Origin of the sequence: Enterococcus sp. AZ196, assembly GCF_050498845.1 — a bacterium.
In the GTDB taxonomy this organism is placed as follows: Bacteria; Bacillota; Bacilli; order Lactobacillales; family Enterococcaceae; genus Enterococcus_A; species Enterococcus_A murrayae.
Window position 1 is genome coordinate 260,243 of the sequence record NZ_JBIPAM010000001.1, and the last position, 16,041, is coordinate 276,283.

Annotated in this window: 14 protein-coding genes; 13 read left to right on the forward strand and 1 reads right to left on the reverse strand. The window is 38.3% G+C overall.

Annotated features, from left to right (window positions below; genetic code table 11):
- Positions 1-73: 73 nt before the first annotated feature.
- The gene (gene argS, locus IGI67_RS01255) at positions 74-1,765 is read left to right on the forward strand and encodes an arginine--tRNA ligase (protein WP_429956498.1); all 1,692 of its coding nucleotides are present in this window, start codon (positions 74-76) and stop codon (positions 1,763-1,765) included.
- A gap of 34 nt (positions 1,766-1,799) precedes the next feature.
- On the opposite strand, the gene IGI67_RS01260 is transcribed toward argS, so the two are convergent.
- Positions 1,800-2,279 (reverse strand): arginine repressor, encoded by a 480-nt coding sequence (locus IGI67_RS01260; protein ID WP_429956499.1) that lies wholly within the window; start codon positions 2,277-2,279, stop codon positions 1,800-1,802.
- A gap of 368 nt (positions 2,280-2,647) precedes the next feature.
- Here IGI67_RS01260 and rpsB point away from each other — a divergent pair, with 368 nt between their 5' ends.
- The 12 genes from rpsB to IGI67_RS01320 all read left to right on the forward strand — a co-directional run bounded on the left by rpsB (position 2,648) and on the right by IGI67_RS01320 (position 16,031).
- Positions 2,648-3,445: a 30S ribosomal protein S2 gene (gene rpsB, locus IGI67_RS01265; RefSeq protein WP_207110594.1), complete on the forward strand. Its 798-nt coding sequence runs from the start codon at positions 2,648-2,650 to the stop codon at positions 3,443-3,445.
- Positions 3,446-3,523: 78 nt separating this feature from the next.
- Positions 3,524-4,408 (forward strand): translation elongation factor Ts, encoded by an 885-nt coding sequence (tsf, locus tag IGI67_RS01270; RefSeq protein ID WP_207110593.1) that lies wholly within the window; start codon positions 3,524-3,526, stop codon positions 4,406-4,408.
- A 131-nt stretch (positions 4,409-4,539) separates the two neighbouring features.
- Positions 4,540-5,262, forward strand: coding sequence for a UMP kinase (gene pyrH, locus IGI67_RS01275; RefSeq protein WP_207110592.1), 723 nt, complete (start codon positions 4,540-4,542; stop codon positions 5,260-5,262).
- Position 5,263: 1 nt separating this feature from the next.
- Positions 5,264-5,821, forward strand: a complete 558-nt coding sequence (frr, locus tag IGI67_RS01280; protein WP_429956500.1) for a ribosome recycling factor — start codon at positions 5,264-5,266, stop codon at positions 5,819-5,821.
- Positions 5,822-6,020: 199 nt separating this feature from the next.
- A complete protein-coding gene (locus tag IGI67_RS01285; protein WP_207110598.1) occupies positions 6,021-6,818 on the forward strand; it encodes an isoprenyl transferase in 798 nt (265 codons plus the stop codon).
- Positions 6,815-7,609: a phosphatidate cytidylyltransferase gene (locus IGI67_RS01290; RefSeq protein WP_429956501.1), complete on the forward strand. Its 795-nt coding sequence runs from the start codon at positions 6,815-6,817 to the stop codon at positions 7,607-7,609. The genes IGI67_RS01285 and IGI67_RS01290 overlap by 4 nt, the downstream gene beginning before the upstream one ends.
- A 181-nt stretch (positions 7,610-7,790) precedes the next feature.
- A complete protein-coding gene (gene rseP / locus IGI67_RS01295) occupies positions 7,791-9,059 on the forward strand; it encodes an RIP metalloprotease RseP (protein WP_207110589.1) in 1,269 nt (422 codons plus the stop codon).
- 99 nt (positions 9,060-9,158) lie between these two features.
- The gene (locus IGI67_RS01300) at positions 9,159-13,502 is read left to right on the forward strand and encodes a PolC-type DNA polymerase III (protein WP_429956502.1); all 4,344 of its coding nucleotides are present in this window, start codon (positions 9,159-9,161) and stop codon (positions 13,500-13,502) included.
- A 166-nt stretch (positions 13,503-13,668) separates the two neighbouring features.
- Complete coding sequence (rimP, locus tag IGI67_RS01305; protein WP_207110587.1) at positions 13,669-14,142, forward strand: ribosome maturation factor RimP; 474 nt, start codon at positions 13,669-13,671, stop codon at positions 14,140-14,142.
- Positions 14,143-14,255: 113 nt separating this feature from the next.
- Positions 14,256-15,419 (forward strand): transcription termination factor NusA, encoded by a 1,164-nt coding sequence (nusA, locus tag IGI67_RS01310; protein WP_429956503.1) that lies wholly within the window; start codon positions 14,256-14,258, stop codon positions 15,417-15,419.
- A gap of 20 nt (positions 15,420-15,439) precedes the next feature.
- Complete coding sequence (gene rnpM, locus IGI67_RS01315) at positions 15,440-15,736, forward strand: RNase P modulator RnpM (protein ID WP_207110257.1); 297 nt, start codon at positions 15,440-15,442, stop codon at positions 15,734-15,736.
- On the forward strand, positions 15,729-16,031 hold the full coding sequence (locus IGI67_RS01320; RefSeq protein ID WP_207110256.1) for a L7Ae/L30e/S12e/Gadd45 family ribosomal protein: 303 nt from the start codon (positions 15,729-15,731) through the stop codon (positions 16,029-16,031). The genes rnpM and IGI67_RS01320 overlap by 8 nt, the downstream gene beginning before the upstream one ends.
- The last annotated feature ends 10 nt before the right edge of the window (positions 16,032-16,041 follow it).

Below are 16,041 nucleotides of genomic sequence, written 5' to 3' on the forward strand. Positions count from 1 at the left end.
AGAATCAGATTTATTTTCGGAAAGCGATTGTCTGAATCTCAGAATTGATGGATAAAATAGGGAGGAAATTTGGATGAATAACAAAGAAATCGTCGCACAAGCTGTTTTTGAAGTAGTAAAAGAAAACCTTTCGTTATCAGATGTAGAACGTTTGCTGGAAAATCCTAAATCAGTGGACCATGGAGATGTTGCATTTCCGGCATTTGCTTTAGCGAAAGTATTTCGTAAAGCACCTCAGCAAATCGCTGCAGAATTAGCGGAAAAAATTGATCCAACAGCATTTGAAAAAATTGAAGTCGTGGGTCCATATTTGAACTTTTTCATGAAAAAAGAAGTGATTTCCAGCATGGTTTTAAAACAAATTGCTAAAGAAGAAAATCATTTCGGTGACAGCAGCATTGGAAATGAGGGCAATGTGACGATTGATATGTCTTCGCCAAACATTGCAAAACCAATTTCAATGGGGCACCTGCGCTCAACAGTGATTGGTAATTCAATCAGTCTGATCTTAAGTAAAATAGGTTATCAGCCAATTAAGATTAACCATTTAGGTGATTGGGGAACCCAATTTGGTAAATTGATTGTGGCTTATAAAAAATGGGGATCTGAAGAAAAGGTTAAAGCAGAGCCAATCAACGAACTGTTACGGTTGTATGTGGAATTTCATGAAAAAGCTGAAGAAGAACCAGAACTAAATGATGAAGCACGTGCTTGGTTTAAGAAATTAGAAGAAAATGATTCCGAAGCTTTAGAATTATGGAGATGGTTCCGAAGCGAGTCATTAAATGAGTTCAACAAAATCTATGGTATGTTGGAAATTGATTTTGACTCTTATAATGGGGAAGCTTTCTATAACGATAAGATGGATGAAGTTGTTACAATGCTAGAAGAGAAACATTTGTTACAAACTAATGAAGGAGCTGAAATCGTCGATCTTGAAAAATATGGATTGAACCCTGCATTGATCAAGAAATCTGACGGTGCGACATTATACATTACTCGTGATTTAGCGGCAGCTCTTTATCGTAAGCGCGAGTATAATTTTGTTAAATCTTTGTACGTTGTGGGGAATGAGCAAAGCGGACACTTTAAACAGTTAAAAGCTGTTTTGAAAGAAATGGATTTCGATTGGTCGGACGAAATGATTCACATACCATTTGGTTTGATTACAAAAGATGGTAAGAAACTATCAACACGTAAAGGAAAAATTGTTTTATTGGAAGAAGTTTTGAACGAAGCAAAAGACTCTGCATTCGCTCAAATCCAAGAAAAAAATCCTGATTTACCAAATAAAGAAGAAGTTGCTCATCAAGTTGGCGTCGGAGCAGTAGTCTTCCACGATTTAAAAAATGATCGTTTGAATAATTTTGACTTTAGTTTGGAAGAAGTTGTACGCTTTGAAGGAGAAACTGGTCCTTATGTTCAGTATACACATGCTCGTGCAATGACTATTTTAGAAAAATCAGGCTTTAGTGGTGAAAATGAAACAGATTATGCACTGAATGATGCAGATAGCTGGGAGATCATCAAATTGCTTCAAAGTTATCCTGAGGTCGTGATGCAGGCGGCAGATCAATATGAGCCTTCAGTGATTGCAAAGCATTCGATCAAGTTAGCTCAGGCTTTTAATAAATATTATGCCCACGCGAAAATTTTAGTGGATGATGAGCAGAAAAACGCTCGACTGGCATTGGTTCATGCAGTAACAGTCATCTTAAAAGAAGACTTACGACTGTTAGGTGTTCATGCGCCGAATAAAATGTAAATAAAAACCGGAGAAATCTTCTCCGGTTTTTTTGCTAATTAAAAATGGAAATAGTTGATGGATTTTGTAAAAAAGCAGTAACTGATTGTGCATCTTCAGGTGTTCTTGAAATGATAATAATTGTATCAAAACTCGCCATTGTTGCGACAATCAGGTTGCTTGAAAGGTCATCTAAGACTGAAGCTAACAAGTGGGCGTTGTCGGGTAGAGTACTGACAATGGTCATAAATTGAACGGTATCTACCTTAATAATTACATCGCTAGTCATACGAATCAAACGTTTGATATCATCATCCTCAGAAGGGACTTGTTGCTCTTGAAATATTTCAAAGCGTGGTTTGCCTGATTCGTCAATTGTTTTCACGATTTTCAAATCACGAATATCTCTCGAGATTGTCGCTTGAGTAGCTGATACTTGATACTGCTGTAAGTAATCCATTAATTCATTTTGGTTTCTAATGGGATTGTCTGAAATAATTTGCTTGATTAATTCGTGTCGATCTTTTTTTCGCATAAAAAAACTCCTTATTCCTATGTAGTGAACGGGTTTAAAATCCGTGTGTTTCTCATAGTAAGCGCTCGAAAAGGCCTTACTTTTTTTATACTCATGTTGCTAAGAAAAAATCATAATTATAATTATGCACTCAGTATAGCAGAAAAAGTTTTTTTAAACAGTATTCCTTTACAAATATTAATGTACTGAAAAGCAATAGAAAAGGATTGATTTATTAAAAAGCTTCTTGTATAATAACTAATTGTGTGTAGGAGACTATTCACAAAAATCCACATTCTGACTTGATTTGTAAGGCGGTGCTGCTAGTCAGTTCCTTATAAAGAAGAGAGCAGGAGAGGAAAACAAAAAACCAATTGGAGGAAACACAAATGTCAGTATTGTCTATGAAACAATTACTAGAAGCCGGCGTACATTTTGGTCACCAAACTCGTCGCTGGAACCCAAAAATGAAGAAATACATCTTCACAGAAAGAAACGGAATCTACATCATTGACTTGCAAAAAACAGTCAAATTAGTAGATGCAGCTTACGACTACATGAAAGATGTTGCTGAAGACGGTGGCGTTGCATTGTTCGTAGGTACTAAGAAACAAGCTCAAGAAGCAATCAAAGAAGAAGCTATCCGCGCTGGTCAATACTATGTAAACCATCGTTGGTTAGGTGGAACTTTAACTAACTGGGATACAATCCAAAAACGTATTGCTCGTTTGAAACAAATCAACGCTATGGAACAAGACGGTACTTTCGAAGTATTGCCTAAAAAAGAAGTTGTTGGTTTGAACAAAGAACGCGAACGTTTAGAAAAATTCTTAGGCGGTATCGCTGATATGCCTCGTATTCCAGATGTTATGTATATCGTTGATCCTCGTAAAGAACGTATTGCTGTTCAAGAAGCTCATAAATTGAACATTCCTATCGTTGCTATGGTTGATACAAACTGCGATCCAGATGAAATAGATGTAGTTATCCCTTCAAATGATGATGCTATCCGTGCTGTGAAGTTGATCACTGCAAAAATGGCTGATGCTTTCATCGAAGGCAATCAAGGTGAAGATCAAGTGGCAGAAGAAGACTTCGTAGCTGAAGATGGCGGACAAGCAACTTCAATCGAAGAAATCGTTGATGTAGTGGAAGGCGACAATGCTTCTACTGAATCAGCTGAATAATTTCGTAGCATATGCTGCTTCAAAGTAAATATTTTCCTTTGAAGCAGCTTTTTTAGAAAAATTAAGGAGGCCCTTAAAATGGCAGACGTAACAGCTAAAATGGTAAAAGAACTACGTGACATGACTGGCGTAGGGATGATGGATGCTAAAAGAGCATTAGTAGAAGTAGAAGGCGACATTGAAAAAGCTGTGGACCTTTTACGTGAAAAAGGTATGGCTAAAGCAGCTAAGAAAAATGACCGCATTGCTGCTGAAGGTTTAGCTTCAGTTGCAATTCATGGAAATACTGCTGCAATTGTTGAAGTAAACTCTGAAACAGACTTCGTTTCTAAAAATGAAATGTTCCAAGATCTAGTTAAGGAAATTGCATCATTAGTAGCTGAACATAAGCCAGCTGACATGGATGCAGCAATGAAATTAACTAACGCTAAAGGCGAAACCTTAGAAGCAGCTTTGATTGAAGCGACTCAAGTTATCGGTGAAAGAATCAATTTCCGTCGTTTTGAAGTTGTTGAAAAAGAAGACAATGCAGCATTTGGCGGATACTTGCATATGGGTGGACGTATCGCTGTTTTAGCATTATTAAACGGTACTACTGACGAATCAGTTGCAAAAGATGTTGCAATGCATGTTGCTGCAATTAACCCTCGTTATGTAAACGAAAGCCAAATCCCAGAGTCTGAGTTGGAGCATGAGAAAACTGTTCTTACTGAACAAGCATTAAATGAAGGCAAACCAGCTAATATCGTTGAAAAAATGGTTATTGGACGTTTGAATAAATTTAAAGCAGAAATCGCTTTGGTTGACCAACCATTCGTTAAAGATCCTGATATGACTGTTGAAAAATATGTATCTTCTAAAGGTGCTACAGTTGCAAGCTTTGTTCGTTTTGAAGTTGGCGAAGGTATCGAAAAACGTGAAGATAACTTTGTTGAAGAAGTTATGAGCCAAATTAAAAAATAATTCTGTTTTTAAAACAGTCGGGAACGCACGTGAAAAGTGCGCTCCCTTTTTTTAAGCAAATTCAAATTACGCTCGCTTCAAAGGCAGAGTATGCTAAAATATCAATAGAGTGACAGTGGAGGTATTGAGAGATGAATGAACCAAAGTATAAACGTGTAGTATTGAAACTCAGTGGAGAGGCCCTAGCTGGCGATGAAAAATTTGGTATCAATCCACCAGTGATCCAAGAAATCGTTGAAGAAATCAAAGAAGTACATGATTTAGGTATTGAAATGGCGATTATTGTAGGCGGCGGAAATATTTGGCGCGGACAAATCGGCGCGCAAATGGGGATGGAACGTGCTCAAGCGGATTATATGGGTATGTTAGCAACTGTGATGAATGCTTTGGCATTGCAAGATGCGTTGGAAAATATCGGTGTACCGACGCGTGTCCAAACATCGATTGAAATGCGTCAAATCGCAGAACCATATATTCGTCGCAAAGCGGAGCGTCACCTTGAAAAACGTCGCATCGTTATTTTTGCCGGCGGTACAGGAAATCCTTACTTCTCAACTGATACAACAGCGGCATTAAGAGCGGCAGAAGTAAATGCTGACGTAATCTTGATGGCGAAAAATAATGTTGATGGTGTTTATTCAGCTGATCCGAAACTTGATGAAAATGCAGTGAAATATGAAGAATTGACACATTTAGATGTAATCGCTAAAGGATTACAAGTCATGGACTCAACAGCAAGTTCATTAAGCATGGATAATGACATTCCACTTGTTGTTTTTAATTTGAATGAACCAGGAAATATTAAACGTGTTGTGCTCGGTGAAAATATCGGGACAACTGTTAGGGGGAAATAAAATGGCAGATGTAGTAATGAATGAAGCAAAAGACAAAATGAAGAAGGCTCAAGAGGCTTTGCAGCGTCAATTAGGCCAAATTCGCGCTGGTCGTGCAAATGCAAGCTTGCTTGATCGTATCACAGTTGACTATTACGGTGTACCAACACCTGTTAACCAAATGGCATCGATCACTATCCCAGAAGCGCGTGTATTAATGGTAACACCATTTGATAAAAGCATGATTAATGATGTGGAAAAAGCGATCCTAGCCAGTGATATTGGATTGAATCCAGCTAATGATGGTAATGTGATTCGTTTGGTGATTCCTCAGCTGACAGAAGAACGCCGTAAAGAATTAGCTAAAGAAGTTAAAAAAGAGTCAGAAGGTGCAAAAATTGCTGTTCGTAATATTCGTCGTGATGCGATGGATGATTATAAAAAACAACAAAAAAATGGTGATTTGACAGAGGATGACTTGCGCAACGCTGAAAAAGATATCCAGTCATTGACAGATGACAACATTAAGGCGATCGACTCAATTGTTGCTGAAAAAGAAAAGGAATTGTTAGAAGTTTAAACTGATAGAAAAAACCTGAAGAATATTTCTTTGGGTTTTTTTGCTGCGTTTTGCCTTGGCATGGGCAATTTAAATTCATTGAAAAAGCCTAAAGGTATTTATTTTTCGTAGGAATAACCGCATTTTATTGTTATAATGGCAGATGACTTTTCAAAAGTATTTCTAAATTTGCGATTTTAATAGAGGAGGGAAAAACATGGTGTTGCGTTTTTTTCCACAAAAACAAAAATATACGCCAGAAGCTGCGCAATTCGTTTTTGATCCCGAAGGTGCTGTACCGAAGCATATTGCAATTATTATGGATGGTAACGGCCGCTGGGCACAAAATCGACGGTTACCGAGAATTGCCGGACATAAAGAAGGTATGGAAACAGTTAAAAAAATCACGAAACATGCGAATCGTTTAGGCGTAAAAGTTCTAACATTGTATGCTTTCTCAACAGAAAATTGGAAACGACCCGAAGAGGAAGTTAATTTTTTGATGCAACTGCCAGTAGATTTTTTTGATACTTTTGTACCAGAATTGATTGAAGAAAACGTACAAGTCCATGTAATGGGCTACGAAGAATATTTACCTGCACACACTCAAGATGCCGTGAAGCGCGCAATTGAGCAAACGGCTCAAAACGATGGCTTGGTTTTAAACTTTGCCTTGAATTATGGAAGCCGTGCTGAAATCATCACGGCGATTAAGCAAATGGCTCAAGAGGTCAAAAATGATGAACTTTCCGTTGAATCAATCAATGATGACATCGTTGGTGATCATTTAATGACGGGTTTTCTAACTAAAGAATTGAGAGATCCAGAATTAGTTGTTCGAACGAGCGGAGAAGAACGAATCAGTAATTTCTTGCTGTGGCAATTAGCTTATAGCGAGTTATATTTCACTAAAGCCCTATGGCCGGACTTTGATGGTAACCACTTAGAAGCAGCAATCGCTTCTTTCCAACAAAGAAATCGGCGTTTTGGAGGCTTGAACAAGGAGGATAAGAAATGAGACAACGAGTTATTACCGCAGTTGTTGCTTTAATAATCTTTATTCCGATTCTTTATGTCGGTGGAATCGCGGTAGAACTAGCAGCAGCAATACTAGCTGGGATTGGTGTATATGAGTTGTTCCGCATGAAAGGACTTGCGATTTTGAGTTTTGAGGGAGTGCTTTCGATTTTAGGTGCAGTCTTTTTGGTTTTGCCAGCAGAGCGTTGGATGCCGTTTTTAAGTGGAGATAATAGTAATTTTCTATTATTCTATTTAACTGTAATGATTATTTTAGGATTTTCTGTTGTTTCGAAGAATACCTATACTATTGATGAAGCAGGTTTTCCAATTGTTGCAAGTTTATACGTAGGTGTTGGTTTTCAAAATTTAGTTACAGCCCGAGCTGATGGGTTAGCGATTTTACTGTTTGCGTTCTTTGTAGTTTGGGCAACAGATATTGGTGCTTACATGCTAGGACGCCAAATTGGAAAGCATAAACTGTGGCCAGATATTTCACCAAACAAAACAGTTGAAGGTGCATTAGGCGGTATCGCAAGTGCGGTCATTGTAGCAGTAGTGTTTCTTTTAGTTCAACCCGCAGCATTTCAACATAATCTAGTGACGATGATTATTTTTACGATTATTTTCTCAGTTGTGGGGCAATTTGGAGATTTAGTAGAGTCAGCAATCAAACGACATTATGGGGTGAAAGATTCAGGAAATATTTTACCAGGGCACGGTGGAATTTTAGATCGTTTTGACAGTATGCTGTTCGTCTTTCCTGTAATGCATTTATTGGGTGTATTTTAAAAAGAGCGGAAACGCTCTTTTTATTATCTTACTGGTTTTTTTGAAAAGACGTAGTTAAAGTAAAAGCTTTGAGTTTTACTCAGAGTTTCTTTAAATTTTCTATGAAATGATCAGTAAAGGAATGTTTTTTTTTGAGACTATGATAAACTATCTCTAAGAAACTAGTGAAGGTAGGAAAATTATGCGTACGATTATTACGTTTTTAATCGTTTTTGGTGTTCTTGTAATTGTTCATGAGTTCGGACATTTTTTCTTCGCAAAACGCGCGGGAATTTTAGTCCGAGAATTTTCAATTGGCATGGGACCAAAACTTATAGCTCATATGGGAAAAGATGGTACTACATACACGTTGCGTCTATTACCAATTGGTGGTTATGTGAGAATGGCTGGTTTGGAAGATGAAGAAACTGAATTGAGTCCAGGGATGCCACTGTCAGTTGAGCTGACTTCAGATAATAAAGTTCGTCGGATTAATGTTAGTAAAAAAATTCAATTACCCAACAGTATCCCAATGGAGCTGATCACTGCTGATCTTGTAGATGATTTGGTCATTAAAGGTTATGTAAATGGTGATGAGAGTCAAGAGACAAGTTATAATGTACAGCATGACGCAACAGTGATTGAAGAAAGTGGAACGGAGGTTCGGATTGCTCCGCGGGATGTCCAGTTTCAATCAGCGAAGTTGAGTTCACGTATTTTGACTAATTTTGCTGGACCGATGAATAATTTCATTCTGACAATCATATTGTTTATTGCCCTAGCTTTTTTACAAGGCGGAGTAGCAGATTATGCAACCAATCAAATTGGAACGGTTCAAGCGGATAGCCCGGCAGCAGTAGCAGGACTAAGGGATCACGATGCAATCGTTTCTGTTAATGGGAAGAAAATCTCTACTTGGGACGATCTGACTAATACTGTTACGAAAAAACCAGGCAAAGAATTAAATGTAGTGATTGAACGAGATGGTAAAGAAAAGACAGTGCAGATGACACCGAAAAGTATTAAGAGTAATGGTGAAAAAGTTGGCCAAATTGGTGTGACGCCTTATATGAAGACGAGTTTTAGCGACAAAGTAATCGGCGGTCTGACTCAATCGTGGGATATGGTCACTAGGATTTTTGGAGCGCTAGGCTCGTTGTTCACAGGATTTAGTCTTGATAAGCTTGGCGGGCCTGTAATGATGTATCAGATGTCCGCAGAAGCATCAAGAGCAGGAATCAAAACAGTCATTTATTTGATGGCGTTATTATCAATTAACTTGGGAATTGTTAATTTGTTGCCAATCCCAGCTTTTGATGGCGGGAAAATTTTATTGAATTTCATCGAAGGAGTCCGTGGAAAGCCGCTCGATCCAGACAAAGAAGGTATGATTACCATGATCGGATTTGGTTTTATCATGCTGCTAATGATTTTAGTCACATGGAATGATATCCAGCGTTTCTTCTTTTAAAATGAAAGGATCGAAATTATTTCGATCCTTTTTCTAATGCAATCATAAAAAAAAACAGGTATACTGGAACATACTTGAAAAAGTGAAGGAGATGTCATTTTGTCTAAAAATCGTGAGTTGTTCGAAAGTTTATTACGACAAATTGAATTAGCCGAGACAGAGCAGCAGCATCCGCTGATCCAAGCATCAGAGATCAAAGAAGTCGTTGTTCACGAAAAATCACGCGTGTGGGAATTTTTTATTCAAACACCAGAAATTTTACCGGCGAAATTGTTTTACACGTTTCATCAAAAACTGCAAGTCGCCTTTCGATCTATTGCAAAGGTAAAATTACATATCATGCCGGAAGAGCAGCAATTCGACGAAGAGCTTCTACAAAACTATTGGCAATTAGCCTTGAGTGAACAGGATTGTGATACACCCCTGGTTAAGCAAGTTTTGAGCAAACCGTTGCCAGTTGTCCAAGATAAACGAATTGTATTATTGATCGACAATGAGACCGTTATTCCGTTTTTGAAGCAACAATACTTGCCATTGATTGAAGAAAGCCTGGTTTCATATGGATTTCCACATTTGCGGATTGATCCAGAGGTAGATAAAGAGCAGGCTGACAAAAAATTACAAGAGTTTGAAGTACGCAAACAAGCCCAAGCACAAGCTATGCAGGAGCAAGCAGCTGCTAGCTTAGCGCAATATGAATCAAAGAAAAAGGAACAGAAAGAAAATGCGGCTCATTTTGACGGGCCGATACAAATGGGACGGAATATTCCCGCTGATGAAGCTGTTACACCAATGGGAAATATTATTGAAGAGGAACGGCGCATTACAATTGAAGGATTTATTTTTGATAAAGAAGTCCGCGAGTTACGTTCAAAGCGTAAAATCTTGATCTTAAAAATGACCGACTATACTTCTTCGTTTGTAGTAAAAAAATTCTCTAACGGTGAAAAAGACGAAGCTATTTTTGAAGCAATTGCTAATAATAGCTGGATTCGTGTTCGAGGTAGCGTACAAGAAGATACTTTCATGCGTGACCTTGTTATGAATGCACAAGATATTCAAGAAGTTAAGCATCCAGAACGTCAAGATACAGCAACTGAAAAGCGTTCGGAATTGCATTTGCATACCAATATGAGTACGATGGACGCGATTAACAGTGCCAGCGAGCTGGTTGCTCAGGCTGGAAAATGGGGACATCGAGCAATAGCAATCACTGATCACGGCGGTGCACAATCTTTTCCAGAAGCTCATGCGGCTGGAAAGAAAGCTGGAGTGAAGATTCTTTATGGCGTTGAAGCAAATGTCGTTTCCGATGGTGTTCCAATTGCGTATAATGATACCCATGAATCTTTAACAGATGCGACTTATGTTGTATTTGACGTGGAAACTACCGGTCTTTCAGCTGTTTATGATACGATCATTGAATTGGCGGCAGTTAAGATGCATAAAGGAAATGTTATTGATACTTTTGAAGAATTTATCGATCCAGGTCATCCGTTGTCAGAAACGACAATCAACTTAACTGGGATTACTGATGAGATGGTACGAGGGTCAAAACCAGAAAAAGAAGTTATGGAATTATTTGAAAAATTCTGTGAAGGTTCAATATTAGTTGCCCATAATGCTACATTTGATATTGGTTTTATCAATACGACATATGTTCGTCATGATATGCCAGAAACACCCAATCCAGTTATTGATACCCTAGAATTGGCGCGCTTCTTGTATCCTGAGTTTAAGCGGTTTGGTTTAGGTGTTTTAACTAAAAAGTTCGGTGTTAATCTAGAGCAACATCACCGAGCGGTATATGATGCTGAAGCTACGGGCCATTTAGCATGGATATTTGTTAAAGAGGCCATTGAGAAACATGATATGAATTATCATGATCAATTGAACGATCATGTTGGTGAAGGGGATTCTTATAAACGAGCACGACCATTTCATGCAACGATTTTGGCAAAAAATCAGGCTGGTTTAAAGGATTTATTTAAGTTGATTTCAATGTCTAATATCGATTTTTTCGAACGAGTGCCACGGATTCCACGTTCACAGCTAAATAAATTGCGTGAAAATCTATTGGTTGGATCTGCGTGTTCCCAAGGTGAAATTTTTGAAGCAATGATGCAAAAGGGTGTTGAAGAAGCAAAAAATCGTGCGGGATTTTATGATTACATTGAAGTAATGCCCAAGGCAGTTTACGCTCCTCTCATTGAACAAGAACTAGTGAAGAACGAGTCGGATTTAGAAGATATTTTGCGAAATTTGATTCAGATTGGTAAGGATCTAAACAAAGCAGTTGTAGCTACTGGAGATGTCCATTATTTGAACAAGGAAGATGCGATTTATCGCAAGATTTTGATCAGTTCAATGGGTGGCGCAAATCCCTTGAATCGCCATAGCTTACCAGATGTGCATTTTCGAACGACGGACGAAATGCTACAGGCCTTTAGTTTCTTAGGACCTGAACTGGCAAAAGAGGTTGTTATTGAGGGGCCAAATGCAGTGGTGGATAGTTGTGAAGAAATTATTCCTGTCAAAGATGATTTATACACACCAAAAATTCCTGGTTCAGAAGAAGAGATTAAAAAATTGAGTTATGATCGCGCTCGTGAGTTATACGGCTATCCATTGCCAGAAATCATAGAAAAGCGTTTGGAAAAAGAATTGACTTCGATTATTGGAAATGGATTTTCTGTTATCTATTTAATCTCACAAAAGTTAGTTCACAAGAGTAATGCTGATGGTTATTTGGTAGGATCGCGTGGTTCGGTAGGATCAAGTTTTGTTGCTACTATGACAGGTATTACAGAAGTAAATCCTTTACCTCCACATTATTATTGCCCAGAATGTCAATATTCAGAGTTTTTCGAAGATGGCTCTTACGGGTCGGGATTTGATTTACCAGAAAAAGCTTGTCCAAAATGCGGGGCACGATTGAATAAAGATGGACATGATATTCCTTTTGAAACTTTCTTAGGTTTCCATGGGGATAAGGTTCCCGATATCGATTTGAACTTTTCTGGAGATTATCAGGCAGAAGCTCATAACTATACAAAGGTACTGTTTGGGGAGGATTACGTTTACCGAGCAGGTACGATCGGTACGGTAGCTGACAAAACGGCGTACGGATTTGTTAAAGGATATGAACGAGATCATAATTTGCATTTTCGAAATGCCGAAATTGATCGATTAGCTAAAGGAGCGACTGGTGTTAAACGGACAACAGGTCAACATCCAGGCGGAATCATTGTTATTCCTGATTATATGGATGTTTATGATTTCACGCCGATCCAGTATCCAGCAGACGATCAAAATTCTGAGTGGAAAACGACGCACTTTGATTTTCATTCGATTCATGATAACGTATTGAAACTCGATATACTGGGACATGATGATCCAACCGTGATTCGAATGTTGCAAGAATTATCAGGTATTGATCCTAAAACGATCCCAACAGATGATCCAGAAGTAATGAAAATTTTTGCTGGTCCGCAAGTGCTAGGTGTCGAAGCAGAGCAGATTTATTCTAAAACAGGGACATTAGGTATTCCTGAATTTGGGACTCGATTTGTTCGAGGAATGTTAGAAGAGACTGGTCCGACAACATTTGCCGAATTACTTCAAATTTCAGGTTTATCTCATGGTACCGATGTATGGTTAGGAAATGCGGAAGAACTAATTAGTCGTGGAGAAGCCAATTTGGCCGAGGTTATCGGTTGTCGGGATGATATAATGGTCTACTTAATTCATGCAGGCTTAGACAGTGGAATGGCCTTCAAAATTATGGAAACTGTACGTAAAGGTCAATGGAATAAAATTGATGATGATTTACGCGAGACTTATTTAACGGCTATGAAAGAGAATAATGTTCCAGACTGGTACATCGATTCGTGTTCAAAAATCAAGTATATGTTCCCCAAAGCCCATGCGGCAGCTTATGTGTTGATGGCGTTGCGGGTTGCTTACTTTAAAGTTTATTTTCCAATTCTTTATTATTGTGCTTATTTTTCCGTCCGAGCAGATGATTTTGACTTGGTTGCAATGGCGAAAGGCAAAGATGCAGTCAAGGCGGCAATGAAGGCTATAACGGATAAAGGAATGGATGCATCAACAAAGGAAAAAAATCAATTAACTGTCTTGGAATTATGTAATGAGATGCTAGAACGTGACTTCCATTTTGGCATGATCGATTTATACAAATCAGATGCTCAAGATTTCGTAATTGATGGAGATACCCTGATCGCACCTTTCCGTGCTGTACCAGGACTCGGTTTAAACGTGGCTAAACAAATCGTTGATGCACGCAAAGACGGTATTTTTTTATCGAAAGAAGATTTGGCTTCTCGTGGTAAAGTATCGAAGACCTTGATTGAGTATATGGATACTCATGGTGTTTTAAAAGATTTACCTGATGAAAATCAACTTTCATTGTTTGATATGTAAAGAAAAAGATAAATTCAGCTTTAAAATGAAAGAAAATTCCATTATGAAAATGATGCGGTTGAATTTTCAGTAGATTTGTGCTAATATAACAATGTAATCATAGACAGATGGTGAGTGAGCGGATTTTTCGCTCACTCTTTTTAATGGGATAAAGGAGGCTGGCAGTTTGAGCAGTGTAGTCGAAACAGTGACTGACTTAGTAACACCAATTTTAGATGAGCAGAATTTTGAACTAGTCGAGGTAGAATTCCTAAAAGAAGGCAAAAGTTGGTTTTTAAGAGTATTTATTGATAAAGAAGGCGGTATCGATATTGAAGAGTGTGCCTTTGTCAGTGAAAAACTTAGTGATAAGTTGGATTCGATCGATCCAGATCCGATTCCGCAAGCATATTTCCTTGAAGTTTCATCACCAGGGGCTGAACGTCCATTGAAAAAAGAAGAGGACTATCAAAAAGCAATTGGACAATACATCAATGTTTCGTTATATCAAAATATTGATGGAGAAAAGCAATATCAAGGCTTTTTGAAAGAGCTAACCGAGGACGAATTGACATTGACAGTCAAAGTGAAGACACGCACTAAGGATATGGTCTTTGATCGTAAAAATATCGCGAAAGCTCGTTTTGCGATCGAATTTTAATTAGTAAAAAACCAAGCCTATTTTTTCTTAGTAAATTGATATATGTATTGAAAACAAGACCTATTTTACTCTGAGAAATAGATTCGTTAATATGAAATAGGAGGAAAATAAAAATGAGTAAAGAAATGCTGAACGCGTTGGATACTCTAGAAGCAGAAAAAGGTATTTCGAAAGAAATCGTGATCGAAGCGTTAGAGGCGGCATTAGTCTCTGCTTATAAACGTCATTATGGACAATCACAAAATGTTGAAGTGGAATTCAACGAAAAAAAAGGAGATATTCATGTCTATGCTGTGAAGGAAGTAACCGAAGAAGTTATGGACTCGCAGTTAGAAGTTTCATTAAAAGAAGCGATGAATATCAATCCAGCCTATGAGATTGGCGATACGATTCGTTTTGAAGTAACGCCAAAAGATTTCGGTCGAATTGCTGCTCAAACGGCAAAGCAAGTCATCTTGCAACGTGTACGTGAAGCAGAACGTAGTATCATCTATAATGAATACAGTGCTTACGAAAAAGATATCATGCAAGGCGTGGTAGAGCGTCAAGATAATCGCTATATCTATGTTAATTTAGGAAAAATTGAAGCGGTCCTTTCAAAACAAGACCAGATGCCCAATGAATACTACAAACCCCATGACCGCATTAAAGTTTATGTTTCTAGGGTAGAAAACACGTCGAAGGGCCCTCAAGTTTTTGTAAGCCGCAGTCATCCTGATTTATTGCGCCGCTTATTCGAACAAGAAATTCCTGAAGTCTATGATGGTATTGTTGAAATTGTTAGTATTGCTCGCGAAGCTGGTGATCGTGCAAAAGTCGCCGTTCGTTCGACAGACCCTAATATTGATCCGGTCGGAACTTGTGTTGGTCCAAAGGGACAGCGAGTACAGGCCATTGTTAATGAATTAAAGGGCGAAAATATGGATATTGTTGAATGGGATGAGGATCCGGCAGTATTTATTGCGAACTCTTTGAATCCGGCACAAGTTGAAGATGTTATCTTCGATATTGACAATCCAAAAGTTTGTACGGTAGTAGTACCTGATTACCAATTATCGTTGGCGATCGGGAAACGTGGACAAAATGCCCGTTTAGCTGCAAAGCTAACTGCGCACAAAATCGACATCAAATCTGAATCTGACATGGAAGAATTCTACGCTAACTATGATGAACCTGAAGTTGAAGAGAGTGAACCAATTGTCGATGAAGAGATTGCAGAACAAGCACCAGAAGCGATAGAAGAAGTTGAAAGTAGCACTTCTAATCCAGAAGAATAGTTAATATAGGAGGACTGCAAATGAAAAAGAGAAAAGTTCCTTTGCGCAAATCGGTTGTTTCCGGTGAAATGTTCCCTAAAAAAGAGTTAATTCGCATTGCTAAATCAAAAGAAGGCGAAGTTTCAATTGACCCTTCAGGAAAGAAGCCAGGACGCGGTGCATATGTTGCGTTGGAGCCGGCGGAAGTTGAAGAAGCGTGGAAAAAACGTATTTTAGACCGTACGTTGGACATTGAATTAACGGATGATTTTTATCAAGAACTACTTGATTATGTGAAGCACCAAAAAGCCAGAAAAGAGCTCTTTGGCAATGAATAAACAGAAGGCCTTGAACATGTTGGGCCTTGCAATGCGTGCAGGCAAACTGATCACAGGGGAAGAAATGACGATTAACGAGATTCGCAGGAATAAAGTGAAACTTGTAATTGTTACTACTGATGCGAGTGAAAATACACAGAAAAAAGTATCAGATAAAAGTAAGTACTATCAGACGACATATTTTATCGAATTTACTCAAGGAGAGATTTTAGGCGCAATTGGCAAACCTCGGAAAGTTATCGGGGTATTAGACCAAGGCTTCGCCAACAAAATTATGACGTTAATAAAAGGTTAGGAAGGTGATT

Bases quoted from the DNA above. Each gene is read 5' to 3' on its own strand.
- argS (WP_429956498.1), top strand. From the start codon at position 74: ATGAATAACAAAGAAATCGTCGCACAAGCTGTTTTTGAAGTAGTAAAA.
- IGI67_RS01260 (WP_429956499.1), bottom strand. From the start codon at position 2,279: ATGCGAAAAAAAGATCGACACGAATTAATCAAGCAAATTATTTCAGAC.
- rpsB (WP_207110594.1), top strand. From the start codon at position 2,648: ATGTCAGTATTGTCTATGAAACAATTACTAGAAGCCGGCGTACATTTT.
- tsf (WP_207110593.1), top strand. From the start codon at position 3,524: ATGGCAGACGTAACAGCTAAAATGGTAAAAGAACTACGTGACATGACT.
- pyrH (WP_207110592.1), top strand. From the start codon at position 4,540: ATGAATGAACCAAAGTATAAACGTGTAGTATTGAAACTCAGTGGAGAG.
- frr (WP_429956500.1), top strand. From the start codon at position 5,264: ATGGCAGATGTAGTAATGAATGAAGCAAAAGACAAAATGAAGAAGGCT.
- IGI67_RS01290 (WP_429956501.1), top strand. From the start codon at position 6,815: ATGAGACAACGAGTTATTACCGCAGTTGTTGCTTTAATAATCTTTATT.
- rseP (WP_207110589.1), top strand. From the start codon at position 7,791: ATGCGTACGATTATTACGTTTTTAATCGTTTTTGGTGTTCTTGTAATT.
- nusA (WP_429956503.1), top strand. From the start codon at position 14,256: ATGAGTAAAGAAATGCTGAACGCGTTGGATACTCTAGAAGCAGAAAAA.
- rnpM (WP_207110257.1), top strand. From the start codon at position 15,440: ATGAAAAAGAGAAAAGTTCCTTTGCGCAAATCGGTTGTTTCCGGTGAA.
- IGI67_RS01320 (WP_207110256.1), top strand. From the start codon at position 15,729: ATGAATAAACAGAAGGCCTTGAACATGTTGGGCCTTGCAATGCGTGCA.